Source organism: Furfurilactobacillus milii (assembly GCF_009863985.1).
GTDB lineage: Bacteria > Bacillota > Bacilli > Lactobacillales > Lactobacillaceae > Furfurilactobacillus > Furfurilactobacillus milii_A.
On sequence record NZ_WEZT01000008.1, the window covers coordinates 92,617 to 110,175 of the forward strand.

The following is a 17,559-nucleotide window of genomic DNA, read 5'->3' on the forward strand; positions in this document are numbered from 1 at the left end:
AAGGACGCTTGCGGTTGTCAACATTGAAATGCGTCGTGGGACCGGTTCAAGCCTCCTGAAATTCGGAGTCTTTCACCTCGCCGTGAAGCCTCATGAGAACCTGAGTCTCCACGACCGTCCGTGCTGTAAATTCGGTACAAAACAACCGAATTAACACCACTTGCACGTCTTGATTTCAATGTTGACGCCCTCCAGCTCATATTCATATAACTTTGAAAAGTCCAAAAAGTAGTCGAGCAACAGAGTTAAATGTGCACTAATATGTCTGTTGAAGGTCCTGACGACTTATATGTGAGTGGAGATGACCGAAGACAGTTTCGTGTCGACAATACTTGATGGCGGGTTTTGCCATTTAGTATTGTGGGACGAGTTCTGAAACGTGGTTTTCGGTTCAGAATCGAGTTGAAGACCGTGCACTTCAGCGGGCTGAAACGTTCCCCAAGAAACGGCGTCTTCGGTCATCGCAACAACAGGTCATTGCTTACCAAAGCAATCAGGCAAGGTGAAACTAGCTTTTTAGGACTGACTTCACTACAATGCATGTGTAGGAGAAAGACTTATGAGTGTTCGTTTGGCAACGAGTGCTTTGACAGATTAAAAGAGTAATGCCAAGACCCATTATGAAGAGGGGGCTAACCCATGCGGATTCCAATGATTGTTGGAAATTGGAAGATGAATAAGACTGCGGACTCAGTAGAATCGTTTGTAAATGGTATTAGAGGCAATTTGCCTAATGCGATGCAGTTAGAAACAGCTATTTGTGCACCTGCCTTGTTTTTAGAACAAATGGTTGATCAGACTCGCGACATGCCTTTAGAAGTTGGCGCGGAAAATTGTTACTTTGAGGACAACGGTCCGTTTACCGGTGAAACCAGTCCATATGCGTTAAGCAAAGCTGGCGTTGATTTTGTTATTTTAGGACATTCTGAGCGTCGGAAGATTTTCCGTGAAACCGACGAGATGATTAATTTAAAAGTTCAAGCCGTTTTTCGGAACCATATGCGACCGATTATTTGTTGTGATGAAACGATGGGGCAGCGAGAATCTAATGATGCTGTTCACTGGGTTGTTGCTCAGGTAATTGAGGCGTTAAAGGGCGTTGATGAGGAGCAGGCAAGAACGGCGATTATTGCGTATGAGCCAAGCTGGGCGATTGGTGTTGGTACACCCGCATCACCTGATCAAATTGAGGAAGGCTGTTATCTGATTCGTCAAACGGTCGCAGACGTTTACGATGATGAAATTGCTGACGAAGTGCGGGTATTATATGGCGGTTCTGTTAAGCCTGCAAATATAAACACGATCATGCAGAAACAGGATGTCGATGGGGTTTTGGTCGGCAACGCGAGCCTTCAACCTGAATCGTTTCTGGAACTTATTAGCAATGATCCTGGAAAATAATTGCTCATAATCTTGATAGTGAAACGCGTAACACCTATAATAGTAGGGAAGTCATTGCGACTACATTTACCCATATAAGGAGAGAATAAGATGTCTATTATTACAGATATTTATGCACGCGAAGTTTTAGATTCACGCGGTAACCCAACTGTTGAAGTTGAATTGTACACAGAAAGTGGTGCAATGGGCCGTGGAATCGTTCCTTCAGGTGCCTCAACTGGTGAACACGAAGCTGTTGAATTACGCGACGGCGACAAGAGCCGGTTCCAAGGTAAGGGTGTTACTAAAGCGGTTGATAATGTAAACAACATCATCGCTAAGGAAATTGTTGGTTACGATGTTACTGACCAAGTTGCTATCGACCAAGCAATGATCAAGCTTGATGGTACACCAAACAAGGGTAAATTAGGCGCGAACGCCATCTTAGGTGTTTCATTAGCCGCTGCCCGTGCAGCGGCTGACGAATTTGAAGTTCCGCTTTATAACTACTTAGGTGGTTTCAATGCGCATGTTCTGCCAACACCAATGATGAACGTTATCAACGGTGGGAAGCACGCCAACAACAAGGTTGACTTCCAAGAATTCATGATTATGCCTGTTGGCGCACCAACAATTAAAGAAGCCGTTCGTTACGGTTCAGAAACATTCCACGCTTTGAAGAGCATCTTAAACGACCGCGGTTACTCCACTGCCGTTGGTGACGAAGGTGGTTTTGCACCTGACTTGAAGAACAACGAAGAACCATTTGAAATTCTGGTTGAAGCTATCACCAAAGCTGGTTATGTACCTGGTAAGGACATTTCAATTGCCTTTGACTGTGCTGCATCAGAATTCTACAACACTGACACTAAGAAGTATGACTTAGTTGGTGACGGCAAGAGTTACACTGCCGAAGAATTCACTGACTTACTTGAAGGTATCGTTGACAAGTACCCAATCGTTTCCATCGAAGATCCTTTGGATGAAAACACTTGGGATGACTGGGCAACTTTAACTGCTAAGTTAGGTAAGAAGGTACAAATCGTTGGTGACGACCTGTTTGTTACTAACACTGACTACTTGGCTAAGGGTATCAAGATGGGCGTTGCTAACGCTATCTTGATCAAGTTGAACCAAATCGGTACTCTGACTGAAACTGTTGAAGCTATCGAAATGGCTAAAGAAGCTGGCTACACTGCCATCGTTTCTCACCGTTCTGGTGAAACCGAAGACACAACGATTGCTGACTTGGTTGTTGCTACAAACGCCGGCCAAATCAAGACTGGTTCAATGAGCCGGACTGAACGGATCGCTAAGTACAACCAGTTGATGCGGATTGAAGACCAATTGGGCACAACCGCTGAATACAAGGGCATCCACTCATTCTACAACTTGAGTGAACAAGCTCGTAACGCCATCATCAACAAGTAATTTCGTTTTGAAATAGGTTGTTATGATAATAAAAATCCTCACTTTTCGAAGTGAGGATTTTTTGTTGCTAAGTTTTGATAGATTATGAATTTCTAAAGATTCAAAAGAAAAGCTGAAATATACATGAAGACATTAATGTGTTTACTTTGTTCACCTATACTAGACTTGAGTGTTTTTGGCAACAATGAAACGGGGGAGTTACATGGCAACACAACATGAGGTGGCAAAACGGCATGCGCTATTAGAACGAATGGCTGTTGTTTTTATGCGGGAAGGCTTTAGCCAGCTAACAATGAACGACCTGATTAAAGTAATGGGTGTTTCGCGAAGAACGGCTTATAAGTATTTCAGCTCGAAAGAAGACATTGTGCACGCTGTTGTTAAGTTGTACTTAGACTACATAGAAGATCTTGACATTCCTCAGCTTAATGGGGACGTGGCAAACTTTTTTCGTCAGTTTCAAATGCTGTTCGATCAATCTTTGACAATTTCGCGAACAATTTCTGATGAATTCTTGAGTGATCTGAAATCAGCCAACGATTCAGACTATCGCAATTTGCAAGATGCACTTAATCAGCAACAGCAACAAGCAATTATTTATTTCGAGACCGGTGTAAAACGTGGTCTCTTTCGTACGTATCAGTGGGATGTTTTATTATTGCAAGATCGCGTGATGGTGCGCGGCTTAATTGACCGGCACTTTTTATTGCGTCATAGTTTGAACCTCACGAAGGTATTGACTGATTACTATAATTTAAAGAAGACCCAGCTGCTTTTACCGGAGCAGTTAAACGTAATTGATGATCAGCCTGTTCGGTTGATTATTGAATATTTTGTGAATGAGTATAATCGAACGTTCTTATAAAAAATGTCCTAAAAAGAGAGATGATCATTTGAAGAAAAAAAGTAAACGCCGACTTTCGCTCGATTTAACGCGGGTCGGCACTGTCATCACAGGTTTAGCAGTTGGATTAGTGGCGGGGCTTATTGTTAGTTTGTTTCGATTGGCAATTGAACATGTTCTCGGTTTGGTGAAAATTGGTTATGCAACGATGCATCATCAACCCTGGTTAATTTTACCGTGGGTTTTGGGCATGATTATTTTGGGCATTTTAGTGGGGGTACTGGTTAAGACCAGTCCACAAATTAGTGGGTCTGGGATTCCCCAGGTTGAGGGTCAATTGGCTGGGGAGTTTGACGAGCCGTGGTGGCCAACGCTGTGGAAAAAGTTTGTTGGTGGCACTGCAGCAATTGGTTCTGGTCTGATGTTGGGCCGGGAAGGTCCTTCGATTCAACTTGGGGCTGCTGTTGGGCAAGGCTACGCCACGCTTCGTGGCCATCAAGGGACTAATCGCCGGGTTGCAATCGCTAGCGGTGCAGCAGCAGGGTTGTCCGCGGCATTCAATGCACCGATTGCCAGTACACTGTTTGTTTTGGAAGAAATTTATCATAATTTTTCACCGTTAGTTTGGCTGACATCGTTAACCAGTGCTGTTGTCGCAAACTTTGTGTCACTAGCATTTTTCGGGCAAACGCCAGTTTTACATATCCCGTACTCCAGTGGACTACCATTACGTGATTACGGTCATTTGATTGTACTGGGCATTATTTTGGGCTTATTAGGGCGATTGTATCAAACCGTCCTGTTGCGTTTGCCAAGTTGGTACGCTAAGTTAAGACTGCCTCGTTATTTAGACGGTATCGTGGCACTGCTACTGACCGTTCCTGTTGGTTGGTGGTGGACCTCCAGTTTGGGTGGCGGTAATAGCGTTATTTTGGATTTGGCACGCATTCATCCAGGCATTTGGGTGCTCATCGGGCTGTTTGTTGTTCGATTCGTATTCTCGATGGTGGCGTATGGATCTGGATTACCCGGGGGAATCTTCTTACCGATTTTAACGTTAGGTGCCGTCATTGGTGCGATTTATGGCCGAGTGATGGTCATGATGGGATTACTGCCTAGTATTTACGTGGTCAACTTAGTTATTTTTGCAATGGCGGGATATTTCGCCGGAATTGGGAAAGCACCGTTCACGGCGATTCTCTTGATTACGGAAATGGTCGGGTCCTTGCAGCATTTGATGCCCTTAGCCGTGGTTTGTCTAGTTGCCTATATTACAGTAGATGTGTGCGGCGGCGCGCCAATTTATGAATCCTTATTGGGACGAATGCTGTCACCGACGGCGGAACGAGCTGCTGGTTTTACGGACCGAATTGAAGTGCCTGTGTTCGATGGCTCGTTTTTAGTTGGCCATCAGGTACGGGAATTTAGATGGCCGACCAATGCTCTATTAATTGGTGTTCATCGTGGCGAACGGCAGATTATTCCACACGGCGATACGATTTTGCGTGCCGGTGATACCTTGATTGTGGAAACACAACATGATAATCGTGCCTTTATTCGTGAACGAATTGCCGGGATGGCAGAGCAAATTAGTGTGCGTGGTGAAGACTGAAGAATTACCTGTTTGCGTGCGTTTACCAGCATGCTCGCACTAGCAATCCCCACCATTTTATGTTAAATTAGTTGAGACATACCGCGAAGTTTGAATGGGAGGAACCACTTTGTATAATTTTTTGTTAACTGCACTGATTGTGATCGCAATCTTAATCGTTATTGCAGTCATGATGCAACCCACGAAAACAGATGATGCATTAGGTGCCTTGTCTGGCGGCGGTGCAAACGACTTATTTGCTCAACAAAAGTCACGGGGCTTTGAAGGCTTTATGCAACGGGTTACAGTAATCCTTGGCATTTTGTTCTTTGCTATTGCCTTGGCGTTAGTGTACTTGTCCTCGCATAAGTAGGCTTGTTTTTTGACGACTAACGTTTACAAATTGGTGATGGCCTCGTGCCATCTTCATTGATGTATGACAAAGCTGGGCTTAGTCCCGGCTTTTTTTCATGCAATTTTTCAGTGAAAGGATGGAAAGAATGACAATTCATTTTCGTCAACCAGAACCACTGTTTATTGAGGCGGGTGCAAACGCAGTCTTGTTGCTGCATGCATACTCTGGCAGTAGCAATGACATGGGGATGATTGGGCGTGGCTTGGCGCGTGACGGTTATACAGTCTATGCCCCAATGTTCGCTGGTCATGGCACCATGGAGCCCAAAGATATTATCACAAAGGGCGGCGTGGCCGCTTGGCTGAAGAACGCGCAAGATGCAGTGACCTTTTTAAAAGCACACGGCTATCAACAAATTGCAGTCTTTGGTCTATCTATGGGCGGTTTGTTTGCCACACGCTTATTGGAAATTGATAACACGTTAGTCGGTGGTGGGACGTTTGCATCGCCAGTTATTCGGGTTGGTCAAACGAACGTGCCACAAAGCTTTTTAAGTTTGAGCAACAAAATTTATTCACGTACACAAATGTCAACGGATGAAAAGCAACAAAGTCTCGACTGGTTAGCTCAGCACAATCCAGAACAGTTGAGTGACATTGAAGCCTTTGTCCAAACACAAGTGGCAGCAAATTTACAAATAATTCATAAGCCATTCTTTATCGCCCAGGGTGATGCGGATCAAATGATTGATCCTGGCAGTGGGGCGGCTTTTAATGCACGAATGGCGAGTTTAAATAAAGATGTCACGTTTAAGCTGTATCCGAACGCGGGCCATGTTTTAACAGTAAATAACGCGCATCACCAATTGCAAACAGACGTTGAAGCATTTCTTGAACGATTGTTTTAACCTAACGCGAAAGTAAAAATGAGGTAATTATGACAGAAAGTAATTTACAACAACAAATTTTGACGTTTTTAAACGCCAATCAGGAGAGCTCGTTTACAGCGGCCGAAATCGGCACTGCACTTAAACAACCAGAAGCTGAATTCACGCTAAGTGTGCAGGCACTTGCTGGGTTGGAACGCGCTGGCAAAGTGGCTGTTACGGACACCGGAAAGTGGGCCATTGTTAAAGTGGCAGCTGGGTTATCAGGAACTTTCCATGGTAACGACAAGGGATTTGGTTTCGTCGCATATGATGGAGAACAACCTGATGCTTACATCAATCCAGATCATACCAAGCATGCAATGACAGGTGACACGGTTGAGATGAAGATTTTACGACCATCTAAACCGGGATCTGATCGTGGACCTGAAGGTGAAGTAACAAAAGTGACTGAGCGCCACTACACACAAATCGTTGGTGAGTTTAGGTCCAAGCGTGACGCCAAGCTGCCTAGCGTTATTGGTGAAGTGCCCCTTAAAGATAAGAAACTCGGCAGTTATACGTTTGATGTCCTCGACGGCGGCATCCATCCCGTTGATGGTGAAGTTGTCACGGCCGATGTTACCGGTTATCCAACAGATCTCAATCCACAGTTATTAAGTGGTGTGGCCACGAAGGTGATTGGGAACGCCGACGAACCAGGTATCGACATTCTCCAAATCGTTTACGCTCATGATGTGCCTTCCGAATTTCCACAGGAAGTATTGGATGAAGCCAATGCAATTCCTGACACGGTGCAAGAAGCTGACAAGGCTGGTCGAGTTGATATTACTGATCAACCGTTAGTTACCATCGATAGTATTGAAAGTAAAGACTTGGATGACGCAGTCGTTGCGTGGAAACTGCCTAATGGTAATTATCATCTGGGCGTATCCATTGCCGACGTTAGCTACTACGTGAAGGAAGGTTCTGCGCTCGACAAAGAAGCTTACAAACGTGGGACTTCTGTTTATCTGACTGACCGCGTTATTCCAATGTTACCAAAACGTCTGTCAAACGGCATTTGTTCTTTGAACGAGGGTGTTGAGCGTTTATCAATGACCTGTGACATGGAAATTGATGGTACTGGTAAGGTTGTTAGCCATAAAATTTATCCTAGCTTGATGAAGAGTCATGCCCGGATGACTTATAAGGGTGTTAATAAGATTTTGGAAGCTCATGATGCCAAAACCATGGAACGTTATGACAGTCTTGTTGGCATGTTTGAAACGATGGCAGAATTACACAAGATTCTGGTTAAGAAACGCCACCAGCGTGGTGCAATTGACTTCGATGCTCCAGAAGCAAAGATCATTGTTGACGCAGAAGGGCATCCAACTGATATTGAGTTACGTGAACGTGGCTTGGCAGAACGAATGATTGAATCTTTTATGCTGGCTGCTAATGAAACCGTGGCTGAACATTATGACCGGATGCATGTACCGTTCTTATACCGTGTCCATGAAACACCAGACGGTGATCGGGTAAAGAGTTTCTTTGACTTGTTGAACGTCTTTGGCATTAATGCCAAGGGTGATCCAAACAACCTGAAACCGAAGATGTTACAGTCTGTGTTGAAGGAAGTTGCCGGAACACCTGAAGAGCAGATGGTTCAAACCATGATGCTTCGTTCCATGAAGCAGGCGAAATATTCAGATCAGCCACTAGGACACTTTGGTCTTGGTGCTGAATACTACACGCACTTCACATCACCAATTCGTCGTTATCCAGATGACATGGTTCACCGGATGATTCGCTGGTATGCGGCAAACGGTGATAGTGATGCTGCTAAGGCAAAATACGCAGATAAACTACCACAGATTGCTCAAGACACTTCTGAACGCGAGCGTCGTTCAATTGATACCGAGCGGGCTACCGACGATATGAAGAAGGCCGAATACATGGCTGATCATGTTGGCGAGGACTTTGACGCCGTTGTCAGCTCTGTACTGAAGTTTGGAATGTTTGTGGAATTGCCAAACACGGTTGAAGGACTTATTCACATTTCTAACATGAAAGATGACTTTTACGATTATGATGAAAGTCATTTGGCATTGATTGGTGAACGACATCATCACATCTTCCAAATTGGCCAGCCAATCAAGGTTCATTTGGAAAAGGTCGATAAGGATGCTGCCGCGGTGGACTTTACCATTGTGGATCCACGGACTGCGCCAACAACAGACATTCGTGTGGCCCATGATAATCATGGCAATGGCGGCCGTCGTGGAAACGGCAACCGTGGTAACCGTAACTTTCATAACAATGCCAAACGTGATGAGAAGAATGGTGGCAAGAAATTTAACCACTATCAAAGTAACCGCAATAAGGCTGGTCGTAGTGGTAAAACCAATTTTCACGGTGACCGGAAAAAGTAAGTTTAAGACCAAAATGCTGAACGAAAGGCAGGCGTGAACATGGCCAAACGAAAACAAACTGGCAACGACGCGCTGGCAAATAATCGTAAGGCGCGTCATGAATATTCGATTCTCGACACATATGAAGCTGGTATTTCACTGACCGGTACGGAAATTAAATCCGTTCGGGCGGCCCGAATCACGATTGGTGACGGGTTTGTGTCGATCAAAGATGGGGAAGCTTACCTCATGAATGTCAATATTGCCGAGTTTACGCAGGGAAATCGTTTCAATCACGATCCGTTACGTACGCGAAAGCTGTTGTTGCATCAAAAAGAAATTAGCAAGTTACAGTCGGCAGTGTCCCAAAAAGGGATGACCATTGTGCCATTAAAGGTTTACATCAAACATGGTTTTGCGAAGGTGTTGATTGGTGTGGCACAAGGGAAGCATTCTTATGACAAACGTGAGACATTAAAGAAACGCGACCAACAACGTGATATCGATCGTGCATTGTCGCGTCGCCGATAATTACTTTACTTTTGTAGTATTTGTACCTATTTACTGTCGCATACGGTTGTCAACAGTGATACGCTCGCCGTGGGACCGGTTCGTGCCTTCTGAAACCCGAAGTCTTTTACCTCGCCGCCAAGCCTCGTGGAAAGCCGAGTCTTGGCGACCGTCCGTAACCTAAATTCGAGCATGGCACTCGAATTAACGTTACCTTCACGGCTCGGTATCACTGTTGACGCCCTTCAGCTACTGTAGGGTATCTGGCGTATTTGGCTCGCGTCAATTGCGACTGCCGGCCGCTAGTCAAATATTGTTAACTATAGGAGTGGAGCTGACCAGAAACATAGTTCCGTGTCGGCCAAACTTGGCGGCAGGCAATTGGCCGCTTAGTGTGGTGGGATGACTTATGAGACGTGTTTTTCGGCTCATAATCAAGGATGAAAACCGCGTTTTTGGCGGATTGAATCCGGTCCTCAGGGAACGGCGTTTCTGGTCGGCGTAACGGTAGGGACAGTAAATTGATGACTAAACGATTCTGTGTAATTACAGGATCGTTTTTTTGCGTTTAGGAATTTAAAGAAGGTCACAAAAAAAGACCCATCCGAAGATGAGTCTTAAGTCAGAACATACTTAGATTAACAGTTGATTACCAACCGCGGTATGCAGCCCAGTGGGCAGCAGCGGCTGACCATGAACCGTAACGTGAAACAGCGTAAGCAGATGCAACACGTTCTTGGTTAGCAGCGGAGTAGTCACCGTTCAACTTGTCAGCACTCAATTGGTATTTACCAATGTACTGACCGTTACGGGCAGTGTAGCTACCACCAGATTCACCAGCAGCAATATAAGCCATGGCAGCTTCGTCAGATGATGAAGCTGTTGAAGTTGAGGCAGCCTGTGTAGTTAATGCTTGTGTATTTTGCGTAGTGGAAGCCTGTGTTGTTTGTGTAGTTGCTTGAGTCTGTTGTGCAGGCGCAGCTTGTGTAGTAGTTGTTTGAGCTATTGGAGCTTGTGTCTTAGCAACAGTCTGTGTTTGTACAACTGGTGCAGCTTGTTGAACAGGGGCAGCAGTTTGTGTTGTCGTAGTTGTTGTAGTGTTGGAAGTGCCGTCAGGAATAATCAAGTTTTGACCAACGTAGATTAAGTCTCCCTGGTTTTGCAACTGGTTAGCGTTGATGATTGCATCAATGCTTGTGTTGTTGGCGTGTGCCAAAGCGGAAACAGTGTCTCCGCTCTTAACAGTAACGTTTGAGTCTGCGTTTGCGGCAACAGTTCCAGCGGCTAATAAAGCACCGGCGCTTAAAGTAGTTAACAAAATTTGTTTGATCTTCATGTAGAAATTTTCACTCCTATATTGTGTATGGCGTCGCATCTTAATTGGCGACGCGCTTGGCAACCCCTCACGAGGATTCGTGGCTGGGGTGTTGTTCTCTTCCAAACAACGATGCCTACTATACATGGTGTAAATAACAACGAAATACCGTAGACATTACAAAATCAGAGTGTTTTGTCACATAAAGATGCTTTTGAAATATTTTGTAACATGATAATGTTTATAACTCGAAAATTATTGAAGTGTTGCCGAATTGACGGCAATGGGCATGATTACAAACATGTAACTATCCCCAGAAACGTTGATTTAACAGCATTTATCGCACATAAAAACGCCGTGAATCATCAAATAACGATACTCACAGCGCATTTCTTTACTAATTCATTCCTTTTCTCGATACTCGGGTCCAAGTGTTTTTGGTTCTTGACCTAAACGAAGGGCTTGATTATGAACGGGGCGCCGCCGTCCATTTTGTTTGGACCAACGATCCATGATTGCCGCAATCAGCAAGCAGACAGGTTCAGCAGAATGGTTAGCCACGCTGAGTTGATCATAGCCACCATCCGCACCGTCAACTGGGCGCATGTTGGCAATAATATGCGTCCCATGGTAGATTTTATATTTTCCAGACATGAGGTTGCCCATAACGACCCAGTTAAGACCATGAATATAAATAATCTCACGCCAAAAACCAAATGTGCGCCGGACCGAGCCAACTTCTTTACCATTAAAGTAAATGGCAAATTTTGGCATAATGCCTAAAGATAGTTGTTTTGCCTCCGCCAGAACTTCGCCTGAGGCAGAAGAAGCAATTAATTGTGCCCGTGACCAGCCAAATTGACCGGTAATTAGGTAGAGTGTTTGTCGATGAACGTCTAATACAGGGCGGACACCGTTTAAAACGCCCGGGGTTTGTCTAATGTATAACTGACGCATGATTAGTCTCCATTGTAAGGACGAGTGATTTAATAAACTGTTGTCTACGTTTGATTGTAACACGGTCCACGCTCTGAACCGTGGGAAACTCGTTGTTTCTCTCAACTATCTTTTAGATTAATGAAGACGGTTAGTTGATAATGTATTTTACGCTAGAGGTCTGCTACAATAAACGTTGAGGTGCAGGGAATGAAACCGTTTATTCATAATGACTGGTGGGATATTTTACAGCCTGAATTTGAACAGGCTTACTACCAAGAGTTACACAATTTTTTGAAGCAGGAATACCGCACGCAAACGATTTATCCTGATATGAACCACATCTTCACGGCTTTCGAATGGACGCCGTTTCAAGATGTTAAGGTGGTTATTTTAGGACAGGATCCGTATCATGGACCGCATCAGGCATTTGGTTTGAGCTTTGCTGTGATGCCAGGTGTGCAAGTGCCCCCGTCGCTTCAAAATATTTATAAGGAATTGCAGGATGACCTTGGGATTGCGCCGGTGAATCATGGTTTTCTAAAATCATGGGCTCAGCAGGGCGTGTTGCTACTCAACTCCGTTCTGACGGTTCGGGATGGCAGGGCATTCTCTCATGCTGGTAAAGGCTGGGAGCGCCTGACCGATACGGCAATCAAACGATTGTCAGAACGTGAGACACCGGTTGTCTTCATTCTTTGGGGTCGAGCTGCTCGAGACAAGATTAAACTGATTGACACGCATACTAACATTGTGTTGCAATCGGCCCATCCGAGTCCACTTTCTGCATATCGTGGCTTTTTTGGTTCCAAACCGTTTTCGAAAACAAATGAGGCGTTAGTTGCGATGGGGGAAGCACCCATTAATTGGCAACTACCAGCTTCGGTTTCGATGGCGGATTTAAAAAATGGGTAATTAGACTAAATTATTGGAGGAATCACGCATGGATTTATTTGATGGTTTAAAGGATAAAATTGGTGGTCAAGACAAAACCATTGTCTTTCCAGAAGGTCAGGATCCGCGGATCTTGGGTGCTGCGATTCGGTTGGCCAAGGATGGCTTGGTAAAGCCAATTATTTTGGGACACGAGGCCGATATTGAAAAGACTGCAGCTGACAACAATTTGGATGCCAGTGGCGTATTATTGATTGACCCAGAAACATATCCTGAGGATAAGAAGAAGGACATGCTTGATGCCCTCGCTGAGCGTCGTGCTGGTAAGAACACGCGTGAACAGTTGGCAGATTGGTTAAAGGATGTTAACTACTTCGGTACGATGCTGGTTTACATGGACCAGGCTGACGGGATGGTTTCCGGTGCTGTTCACCCAACTGGTGATACGGTTCGCCCAGCACTTCAAATTATCAAAACTAAGCCAGGTGTCAAACGAATCTCTGGTGCGTTTGTGATGCAAAAGGGTGACGAACGTTATGTCTTTGCCGATTGTGCCATTAACATCGAATTAGACGCCGCTGGCATGGCTGAAGTTGCTATTGAATCGGCCCACACGGCGAAGGTTTTTGATATCGATCCAAAGGTTGCTATGTTGAGCTTTTCAACCAAGGGCTCTGCTAAGGGCGACATGGTGACTAAGGTTCAAGAGGCTACTAAGCTAGCCAACGAACAGGCGCCTGATTTGGCATTGGATGGTGAATTACAATTCGACGCTGCATTTGTACCAACGGTCGGCGCGGCCAAAGCACCTGGCTCAAAAGTTGCTGGTCACGCAAATGTGTTTGTCTTTCCTGAATTACAATCTGGTAATATTGGCTACAAGATTGCCCAACGCTTTGGTGGTTTTGAAGCAATCGGTCCAATCTTACAAGGCTTGAACAAACCAGTATCTGATCTTTCTCGTGGCTGTAATGAAGAAGATGTTTATAAGGTTGCTATCATCACCGCTGCACAATCCGTTAAGTAGTTAGATAATGTCACAATTAATCGCGATTCCACTTGTTTTGGGATGGCGATTTTTATTCAAAGAATGACGCGTTAAGTACGTTTGAGGAGTGAATCACACATGTTTTCAATCACCACGAAGACTGACGAAGAAACACAGGCTATTGGGCGACATCTTGCAGAGCTGGTGTCTGCGGGCGATGTTATTTTATTGGATGGCGATCTTGGTGCTGGCAAGACGACCCTGACTAAGGGTTTGGCGGCCGGTTTAGGCATTCACAGGTATGTTAAAAGCCCTACGTTTACCATCATTCGTGAGTACAAAGAAGGCCGTTTGCCACTGTATCACATGGATGTATACCGACTGGAAAATGGCGGTGGTGATGATTTGGGCCTCGATGAATATTTTAACGGACAAGGTGTCAGTGTTGTTGAGTGGTCACAGTTTGTTAAAGGCGAGTTGCCAGCTGAACGGTTAACGATTCATTTACACCGTGATGAAAGTAATATCGATCGACGCACCCTAATGTTTGACCCACAAGGTGAACACTATCAAAAAATGACTGATAAATTGGAGGCACAATACGATGAGTGAACCAACTGTAGATATTCGGCCTGTTACTGAAAATGATGCAGCAGACCTGCTAACCTTATTGGAAGATTTAAAAAAAGAATCTACCACATTCACTGCTGATCCTGCTTTGGCACATTTGTCTGTTGAAGAGGAAGCCGCTCAATTACGGGTGATGATCAGTTCACCACAAAACCATCTGATGGTAGCGGATTATGGCGGTCAGTTAATTGGTGTTGCCAGTATCATTGCTAAAAATGAAACAGTTGGCGAAATCGGAGTAGCCATTTTGAAGTCGTATTGGAATGAGGGGCTGGGGTCGGCCCTTATGGAAGAGATGCTCTATTGGGCGAAGACGGCCAGTTCACTGACGAATATTGTTTTAACGGTGCAGTTGGAGAATACGTATGCCAAACGGCTATATCGTAATTTAGGGTTTAAGGTCACTCATTCTGATTCTGTTGTGAATGCTGTCGGGGATGAGGTGCCTGCTCAGGAAATGACGTTAACTGTTCATCATGGGCATCAGGCGTAGTCATGTGTGAACGTCACTGAGAGTAAGTGGCTTCTGCTAGTTAATCGACACGTTGTTAGTATTAGTTATGTAAAAAGCCCAAATAAAAATCGTTTCGCTACAGATTTTACATCTGTTGGCGAAACGATTTTTATTGTCTATGGTAGGTTAAGCTCATTTAAACAAAAATCAAGACAAGTTATTGTAATTTTACAAATGGCTTGATTGCTGAAGCACCAAACTGTTGATCTTGGTAGATTAAAATGTTGGCGCAAGCTAAACTATCATCTAGCGCATTGTGATGGTGTTCCAAATTAACGTGGAGCCGTTCGCTGACAGTATTAAGCTTGTGGTTTGGAAATTCTGGGAAAAAGCGACGGCTTGTTTTGACCGTGTCTAAGGTCAAGTAGTGAACTGGTGCCAGATCATAATGAGCTAACGTGCTTTTTAATACGCCATTATCAAATGGGGCATTGTGAGCCACGACAAGTTGGTTGTTTGTATAAAACTGATTAATGTGCGGCCAGATTTCTGGGAAGGTTGGCGCGTCCGCGACATCACTCGCATGGATGCCATGAATCTGCGTATTGCGCCAAGAGAATTCTGTGTCGGGTTTAATCAGCGTATAAAATTCATCGACGACCTTGTTTTGTCTGACGATGGTCAGTGCCAATGAGCACGCACTGTGGCGTTGGGCACTAGCAGTTTCAAAATCCATTGCGACAAAATTCACGACGCTAAGCCTCCTTAATCGTTAGGTAACGTTAAACTTAAATTTATTATGTCAGTCTAAGGCCTTCACGTTTAAATGTAAAGAAATCTGTTAACGGGTTAAGTCAGGGGGACTGATTAACGAACTGAAATCAGTCCAACGCTTCTGTTTCTAAAGCAACCGGACAGTGATCAGAGCCAAGCACATCATTAAGGATTTTTGCATCGGTGACTTTAGCCATCAAAGGCGTTGATACGACAAAGTAGTCAATTCGCCACCCTGCGTTGTTTTTACGAGCGTTAAAGCGGTAACTCCACCATGAATACTGGCCGGTTAGGTCAGGGTAGAAGTGCCGGAAACTATCTGTAAAACCAGTGCCTAGTAAAGCCGTGAAATTATCACGTTCAGTGTCTGTAAAGCCGGCATGCTGATGGTTTGTCTTAGGATTCTTGAGGTCGATTTCTTCATGAGCGACGTTTAAATCACCGCAGAAAATGACGGGTTTCTTAGCCGCTAATTCATTTACATAAGCGGAAAAAGCTGTGTCCCATCCGTCACGGTAGTCTAACCGCTTAAGCTCTTGACCAGAGTTAGGTGTGTAACTCGTGAGTAAGTAGTACGTTTGGTATTCCAATGTGATCACGCGACCTTCGTGATCGTATTCATCGACGCCAATGCCGTAGGTGACGTTCACCGGTTCATGTTTGGTAAAGATGGCCGTGCCTGAGTAACCTGGACGATCGGCATAATTCCAGTACTGATGGTAGCCGGGGAGGTTGACCGTCGCTTGCCCCTCGTGCATCTTGGTTTCTTGAATACAAATAGCATCGGCATCTAAATCCGTCGCCGTTTGTTCAAAGCCCTTTTTTAAAACTGCTCGTAATCCGTTAACATTCCATGATACAAATTTCATGATGCTATCCTCCAAGAATTTTGTGTGAGCGGCGTTGTCCACCGGTGGTCGCGCTATGTAGTTTAACAAGTTGATTTTACCACAGCCATAAAAATGAAGTCTTTAATAAGGGAAACTGGTTTGAACTCAAATCGTGGTAAAATAGGACGAGGTTTACGGGCACCAGCTAATTGTGGCAACAAGCCACTTTATTGCGAAGTGAAACCGAAACGGTTAATTAATGAAGAAAGTAAATGGGTGACATCATGCAACAGGTTGATTTAAAAACTGTTTTTGCGTCCAGCAAGGTGATGCAAAACGAACCATTGGGAAATTACACAAATACGAAAACGGGCGGTCCAGCAGACTGGCTCGCGTTTCCTGAGTCACGCGCTGAAGTGGCCAAGTTTGTCGATTTTGCCAGACTTCACGAGATGCCAGTAACGGTCATCGGCAATGCTAGTAACTTGATTGTTCGTGATGGTGGCATTCGTGGGTTGGTACTTATTCTGACCCAAATGAAGACGATTACTGTGACGGGCAACACGGTCACTGCTGATGCTGGTGCGGCGTTAATTGATGCGACTGAGGTTGCTTACCAACATCACCTGACTGGTTTTGAGTTTGCAGCTGGCATTCCCGGCAGTGTTGGTGGGGCAGTGTTCATGAACGCCGGTGCATATGGTGGGGAAGTCAAGGACATTGTCAGTTCTGTTGATGTGCTGACACGTGCTGGTGAGTTTGTGACGTATCCTGCCGAAGAGATGGCGTTTGGTTATCGACACAGTCTGGTTCAAACGACCGGCGATATTGTTGTCGGCGCTAGCTTTACCTTAGTGCCAGGCGAAGCAACTACAATTCGTGCAAAAATGGACGATTTGAATGCACGGCGGGCCGCCAAACAGCCACTGGAATTGCCTTCCTGCGGTTCCGTGTTCAAACGACCAGAGGGTTACTTTGCTGGCAAATTGATTACGGACAGTGAACTACGCGGCTATACATCTGGTGGTGCACAAGTTTCAACCAAGCATGCTGGCTTTATTGTGAATGTTGGTGAAGCGACGGCTACGGATTACCTAGCAGTTATTCACCATGTTCAAGAAACAGTCTATGCCAAGTTCGGTGTACATCTTGAAACAGAAGTTAGGATCATTGGTGACAACTAAATGTTTGCTGAGCGCATTAACGTACTTGCTGGCTTATTGAAACAGTTAATTAAACAAAGGTGAGTTTTCAATCTTTAAATAACATTATTTTATCTGCTGACGCAGGCCAATCTGATTGGTCATGCGTCAATTTTTTTGTATGATAGAAGTAGATGCATGTT

Annotated in this window: 17 protein-coding genes; 13 read left to right on the forward strand and 4 right to left on the reverse strand. The window is 44.8% G+C overall.

Features of this window, described 5'->3' with window-relative positions:
• The first annotated feature begins 639 nt into the window (after positions 1 to 639).
• The 8 genes from tpiA to smpB all read left to right on the forward strand — a co-directional run bounded on the left by tpiA (position 640) and on the right by smpB (position 9,414).
• Positions 640 to 1,401 carry a triose-phosphate isomerase gene (gene tpiA, locus GB992_RS06010; protein ID WP_161001650.1) on the forward strand — a complete coding sequence of 254 codons (762 nt, stop codon included), beginning with the start codon at positions 640 to 642 and terminating at the stop codon, positions 1,399 to 1,401.
• Positions 1,402 to 1,491: 90 nt separating this feature from the next.
• The gene (eno, locus tag GB992_RS06015; protein ID WP_161001651.1) at positions 1,492 to 2,811 is read left to right on the forward strand and encodes a phosphopyruvate hydratase; all 1,320 of its coding nucleotides are present in this window, start codon (positions 1,492 to 1,494) and stop codon (positions 2,809 to 2,811) included.
• A 202-nt stretch (positions 2,812 to 3,013) separates the two neighbouring features.
• Positions 3,014 to 3,676: a TetR/AcrR family transcriptional regulator gene (locus tag GB992_RS06020; RefSeq protein ID WP_161001652.1), complete on the forward strand. Its 663-nt coding sequence runs from the start codon at positions 3,014 to 3,016 to the stop codon at positions 3,674 to 3,676.
• 28 nt (positions 3,677 to 3,704) lie between these two features.
• Entirely contained in the window at positions 3,705 to 5,267 is a 1,563-nt protein-coding gene (locus GB992_RS06025; RefSeq protein ID WP_161001653.1) for a ClC family H(+)/Cl(-) exchange transporter, read from the forward strand.
• A 109-nt stretch (positions 5,268 to 5,376) separates the two neighbouring features.
• Positions 5,377 to 5,619, forward strand: coding sequence for a preprotein translocase subunit SecG (secG, locus tag GB992_RS06030; protein WP_017262223.1), 243 nt, complete (start codon positions 5,377 to 5,379; stop codon positions 5,617 to 5,619).
• 127 nt (positions 5,620 to 5,746) lie between these two features.
• Positions 5,747 to 6,508 (forward strand): alpha/beta hydrolase, encoded by a 762-nt coding sequence (locus GB992_RS06035; protein ID WP_161001654.1) that lies wholly within the window; start codon positions 5,747 to 5,749, stop codon positions 6,506 to 6,508.
• A 29-nt stretch (positions 6,509 to 6,537) separates the two neighbouring features.
• A complete protein-coding gene (gene rnr / locus GB992_RS06040; protein WP_161001655.1) occupies positions 6,538 to 8,904 on the forward strand; it encodes a ribonuclease R in 2,367 nt (788 codons plus the stop codon).
• 39 nt (positions 8,905 to 8,943) lie between these two features.
• Positions 8,944 to 9,414 carry an SsrA-binding protein SmpB gene (gene smpB / locus GB992_RS06045; RefSeq protein ID WP_017262226.1) on the forward strand — a complete coding sequence of 157 codons (471 nt, stop codon included), beginning with the start codon at positions 8,944 to 8,946 and terminating at the stop codon, positions 9,412 to 9,414.
• A gap of 628 nt (positions 9,415 to 10,042) precedes the next feature.
• On the opposite strand, the gene apf is transcribed toward smpB, so the two are convergent.
• Both apf and GB992_RS06055 read right to left on the reverse strand, forming a co-directional pair.
• A complete protein-coding gene (apf, locus tag GB992_RS06050; RefSeq protein WP_161001656.1) occupies positions 10,043 to 10,729 on the reverse strand; it encodes an aggregation-promoting factor in 687 nt (228 codons plus the stop codon).
• 381 nt (positions 10,730 to 11,110) lie between these two features.
• The gene (locus tag GB992_RS06055) at positions 11,111 to 11,665 is read right to left on the reverse strand and encodes an LURP-one-related/scramblase family protein (protein ID WP_161001657.1); all 555 of its coding nucleotides are present in this window, start codon (positions 11,663 to 11,665) and stop codon (positions 11,111 to 11,113) included.
• Between the two features lie 189 nt (positions 11,666 to 11,854).
• Here GB992_RS06055 and GB992_RS06060 point away from each other — a divergent pair, with 189 nt between their 5' ends.
• The 4 genes from GB992_RS06060 to GB992_RS06075 all read left to right on the forward strand — a co-directional run bounded on the left by GB992_RS06060 (position 11,855) and on the right by GB992_RS06075 (position 14,649).
• On the forward strand, positions 11,855 to 12,559 hold the full coding sequence (locus GB992_RS06060) for a uracil-DNA glycosylase (RefSeq protein ID WP_161001658.1): 705 nt from the start codon (positions 11,855 to 11,857) through the stop codon (positions 12,557 to 12,559).
• 28 nt (positions 12,560 to 12,587) lie between these two features.
• On the forward strand, positions 12,588 to 13,565 hold the full coding sequence (gene pta, locus GB992_RS06065; protein WP_161001659.1) for a phosphate acetyltransferase: 978 nt from the start codon (positions 12,588 to 12,590) through the stop codon (positions 13,563 to 13,565).
• Positions 13,566 to 13,664: 99 nt separating this feature from the next.
• Entirely contained in the window at positions 13,665 to 14,138 is a 474-nt protein-coding gene (gene tsaE, locus GB992_RS06070) for a tRNA (adenosine(37)-N6)-threonylcarbamoyltransferase complex ATPase subunit type 1 TsaE (RefSeq protein WP_161001660.1), read from the forward strand.
• A complete protein-coding gene (locus GB992_RS06075) occupies positions 14,131 to 14,649 on the forward strand; it encodes a GNAT family N-acetyltransferase (RefSeq protein ID WP_161001661.1) in 519 nt (172 codons plus the stop codon). The genes tsaE and GB992_RS06075 overlap by 8 nt, the downstream gene beginning before the upstream one ends.
• 178 nt (positions 14,650 to 14,827) lie before the next feature.
• On the opposite strand, the gene GB992_RS06080 is transcribed toward GB992_RS06075, so the two are convergent.
• Both GB992_RS06080 and GB992_RS06085 read right to left on the reverse strand, forming a co-directional pair.
• Positions 14,828 to 15,361, reverse strand: coding sequence for a 3'-5' exonuclease (locus GB992_RS06080; protein WP_017262233.1), 534 nt, complete (start codon positions 15,359 to 15,361; stop codon positions 14,828 to 14,830).
• A gap of 130 nt (positions 15,362 to 15,491) precedes the next feature.
• On the reverse strand, positions 15,492 to 16,253 hold the full coding sequence (locus tag GB992_RS06085; protein WP_161001662.1) for an exodeoxyribonuclease III: 762 nt from the start codon (positions 16,251 to 16,253) through the stop codon (positions 15,492 to 15,494).
• Between the two features lie 233 nt (positions 16,254 to 16,486).
• Here GB992_RS06085 and murB point away from each other — a divergent pair, with 233 nt between their 5' ends.
• Positions 16,487 to 17,398: a UDP-N-acetylmuramate dehydrogenase gene (gene murB / locus GB992_RS06090; protein ID WP_161001663.1), complete on the forward strand. Its 912-nt coding sequence runs from the start codon at positions 16,487 to 16,489 to the stop codon at positions 17,396 to 17,398.
• Positions 17,399 to 17,559: the final 161 nt, after the last annotated feature.

Bases quoted from the DNA above. Each gene is read 5' to 3' on its own strand.
- tpiA (WP_161001650.1), top strand. From the start codon at position 640: ATGCGGATTCCAATGATTGTTGGAAATTGGAAGATGAATAAGACTGCG.
- eno (WP_161001651.1), top strand. From the start codon at position 1,492: ATGTCTATTATTACAGATATTTATGCACGCGAAGTTTTAGATTCACGC.
- GB992_RS06020 (WP_161001652.1), top strand. From the start codon at position 3,014: ATGGCAACACAACATGAGGTGGCAAAACGGCATGCGCTATTAGAACGA.
- GB992_RS06035 (WP_161001654.1), top strand. From the start codon at position 5,747: ATGACAATTCATTTTCGTCAACCAGAACCACTGTTTATTGAGGCGGGT.
- rnr (WP_161001655.1), top strand. From the start codon at position 6,538: ATGACAGAAAGTAATTTACAACAACAAATTTTGACGTTTTTAAACGCC.
- smpB (WP_017262226.1), top strand. From the start codon at position 8,944: ATGGCCAAACGAAAACAAACTGGCAACGACGCGCTGGCAAATAATCGT.
- apf (WP_161001656.1), bottom strand. From the start codon at position 10,729: ATGAAGATCAAACAAATTTTGTTAACTACTTTAAGCGCCGGTGCTTTA.
- GB992_RS06055 (WP_161001657.1), bottom strand. From the start codon at position 11,665: ATGCGTCAGTTATACATTAGACAAACCCCGGGCGTTTTAAACGGTGTC.
- GB992_RS06060 (WP_161001658.1), top strand. From the start codon at position 11,855: ATGAAACCGTTTATTCATAATGACTGGTGGGATATTTTACAGCCTGAA.
- pta (WP_161001659.1), top strand. From the start codon at position 12,588: ATGGATTTATTTGATGGTTTAAAGGATAAAATTGGTGGTCAAGACAAA.
- tsaE (WP_161001660.1), top strand. From the start codon at position 13,665: ATGTTTTCAATCACCACGAAGACTGACGAAGAAACACAGGCTATTGGG.
- GB992_RS06075 (WP_161001661.1), top strand. From the start codon at position 14,131: ATGAGTGAACCAACTGTAGATATTCGGCCTGTTACTGAAAATGATGCA.
- GB992_RS06085 (WP_161001662.1), bottom strand. From the start codon at position 16,253: ATGAAATTTGTATCATGGAATGTTAACGGATTACGAGCAGTTTTAAAA.
- murB (WP_161001663.1), top strand. From the start codon at position 16,487: ATGGGTGACATCATGCAACAGGTTGATTTAAAAACTGTTTTTGCGTCC.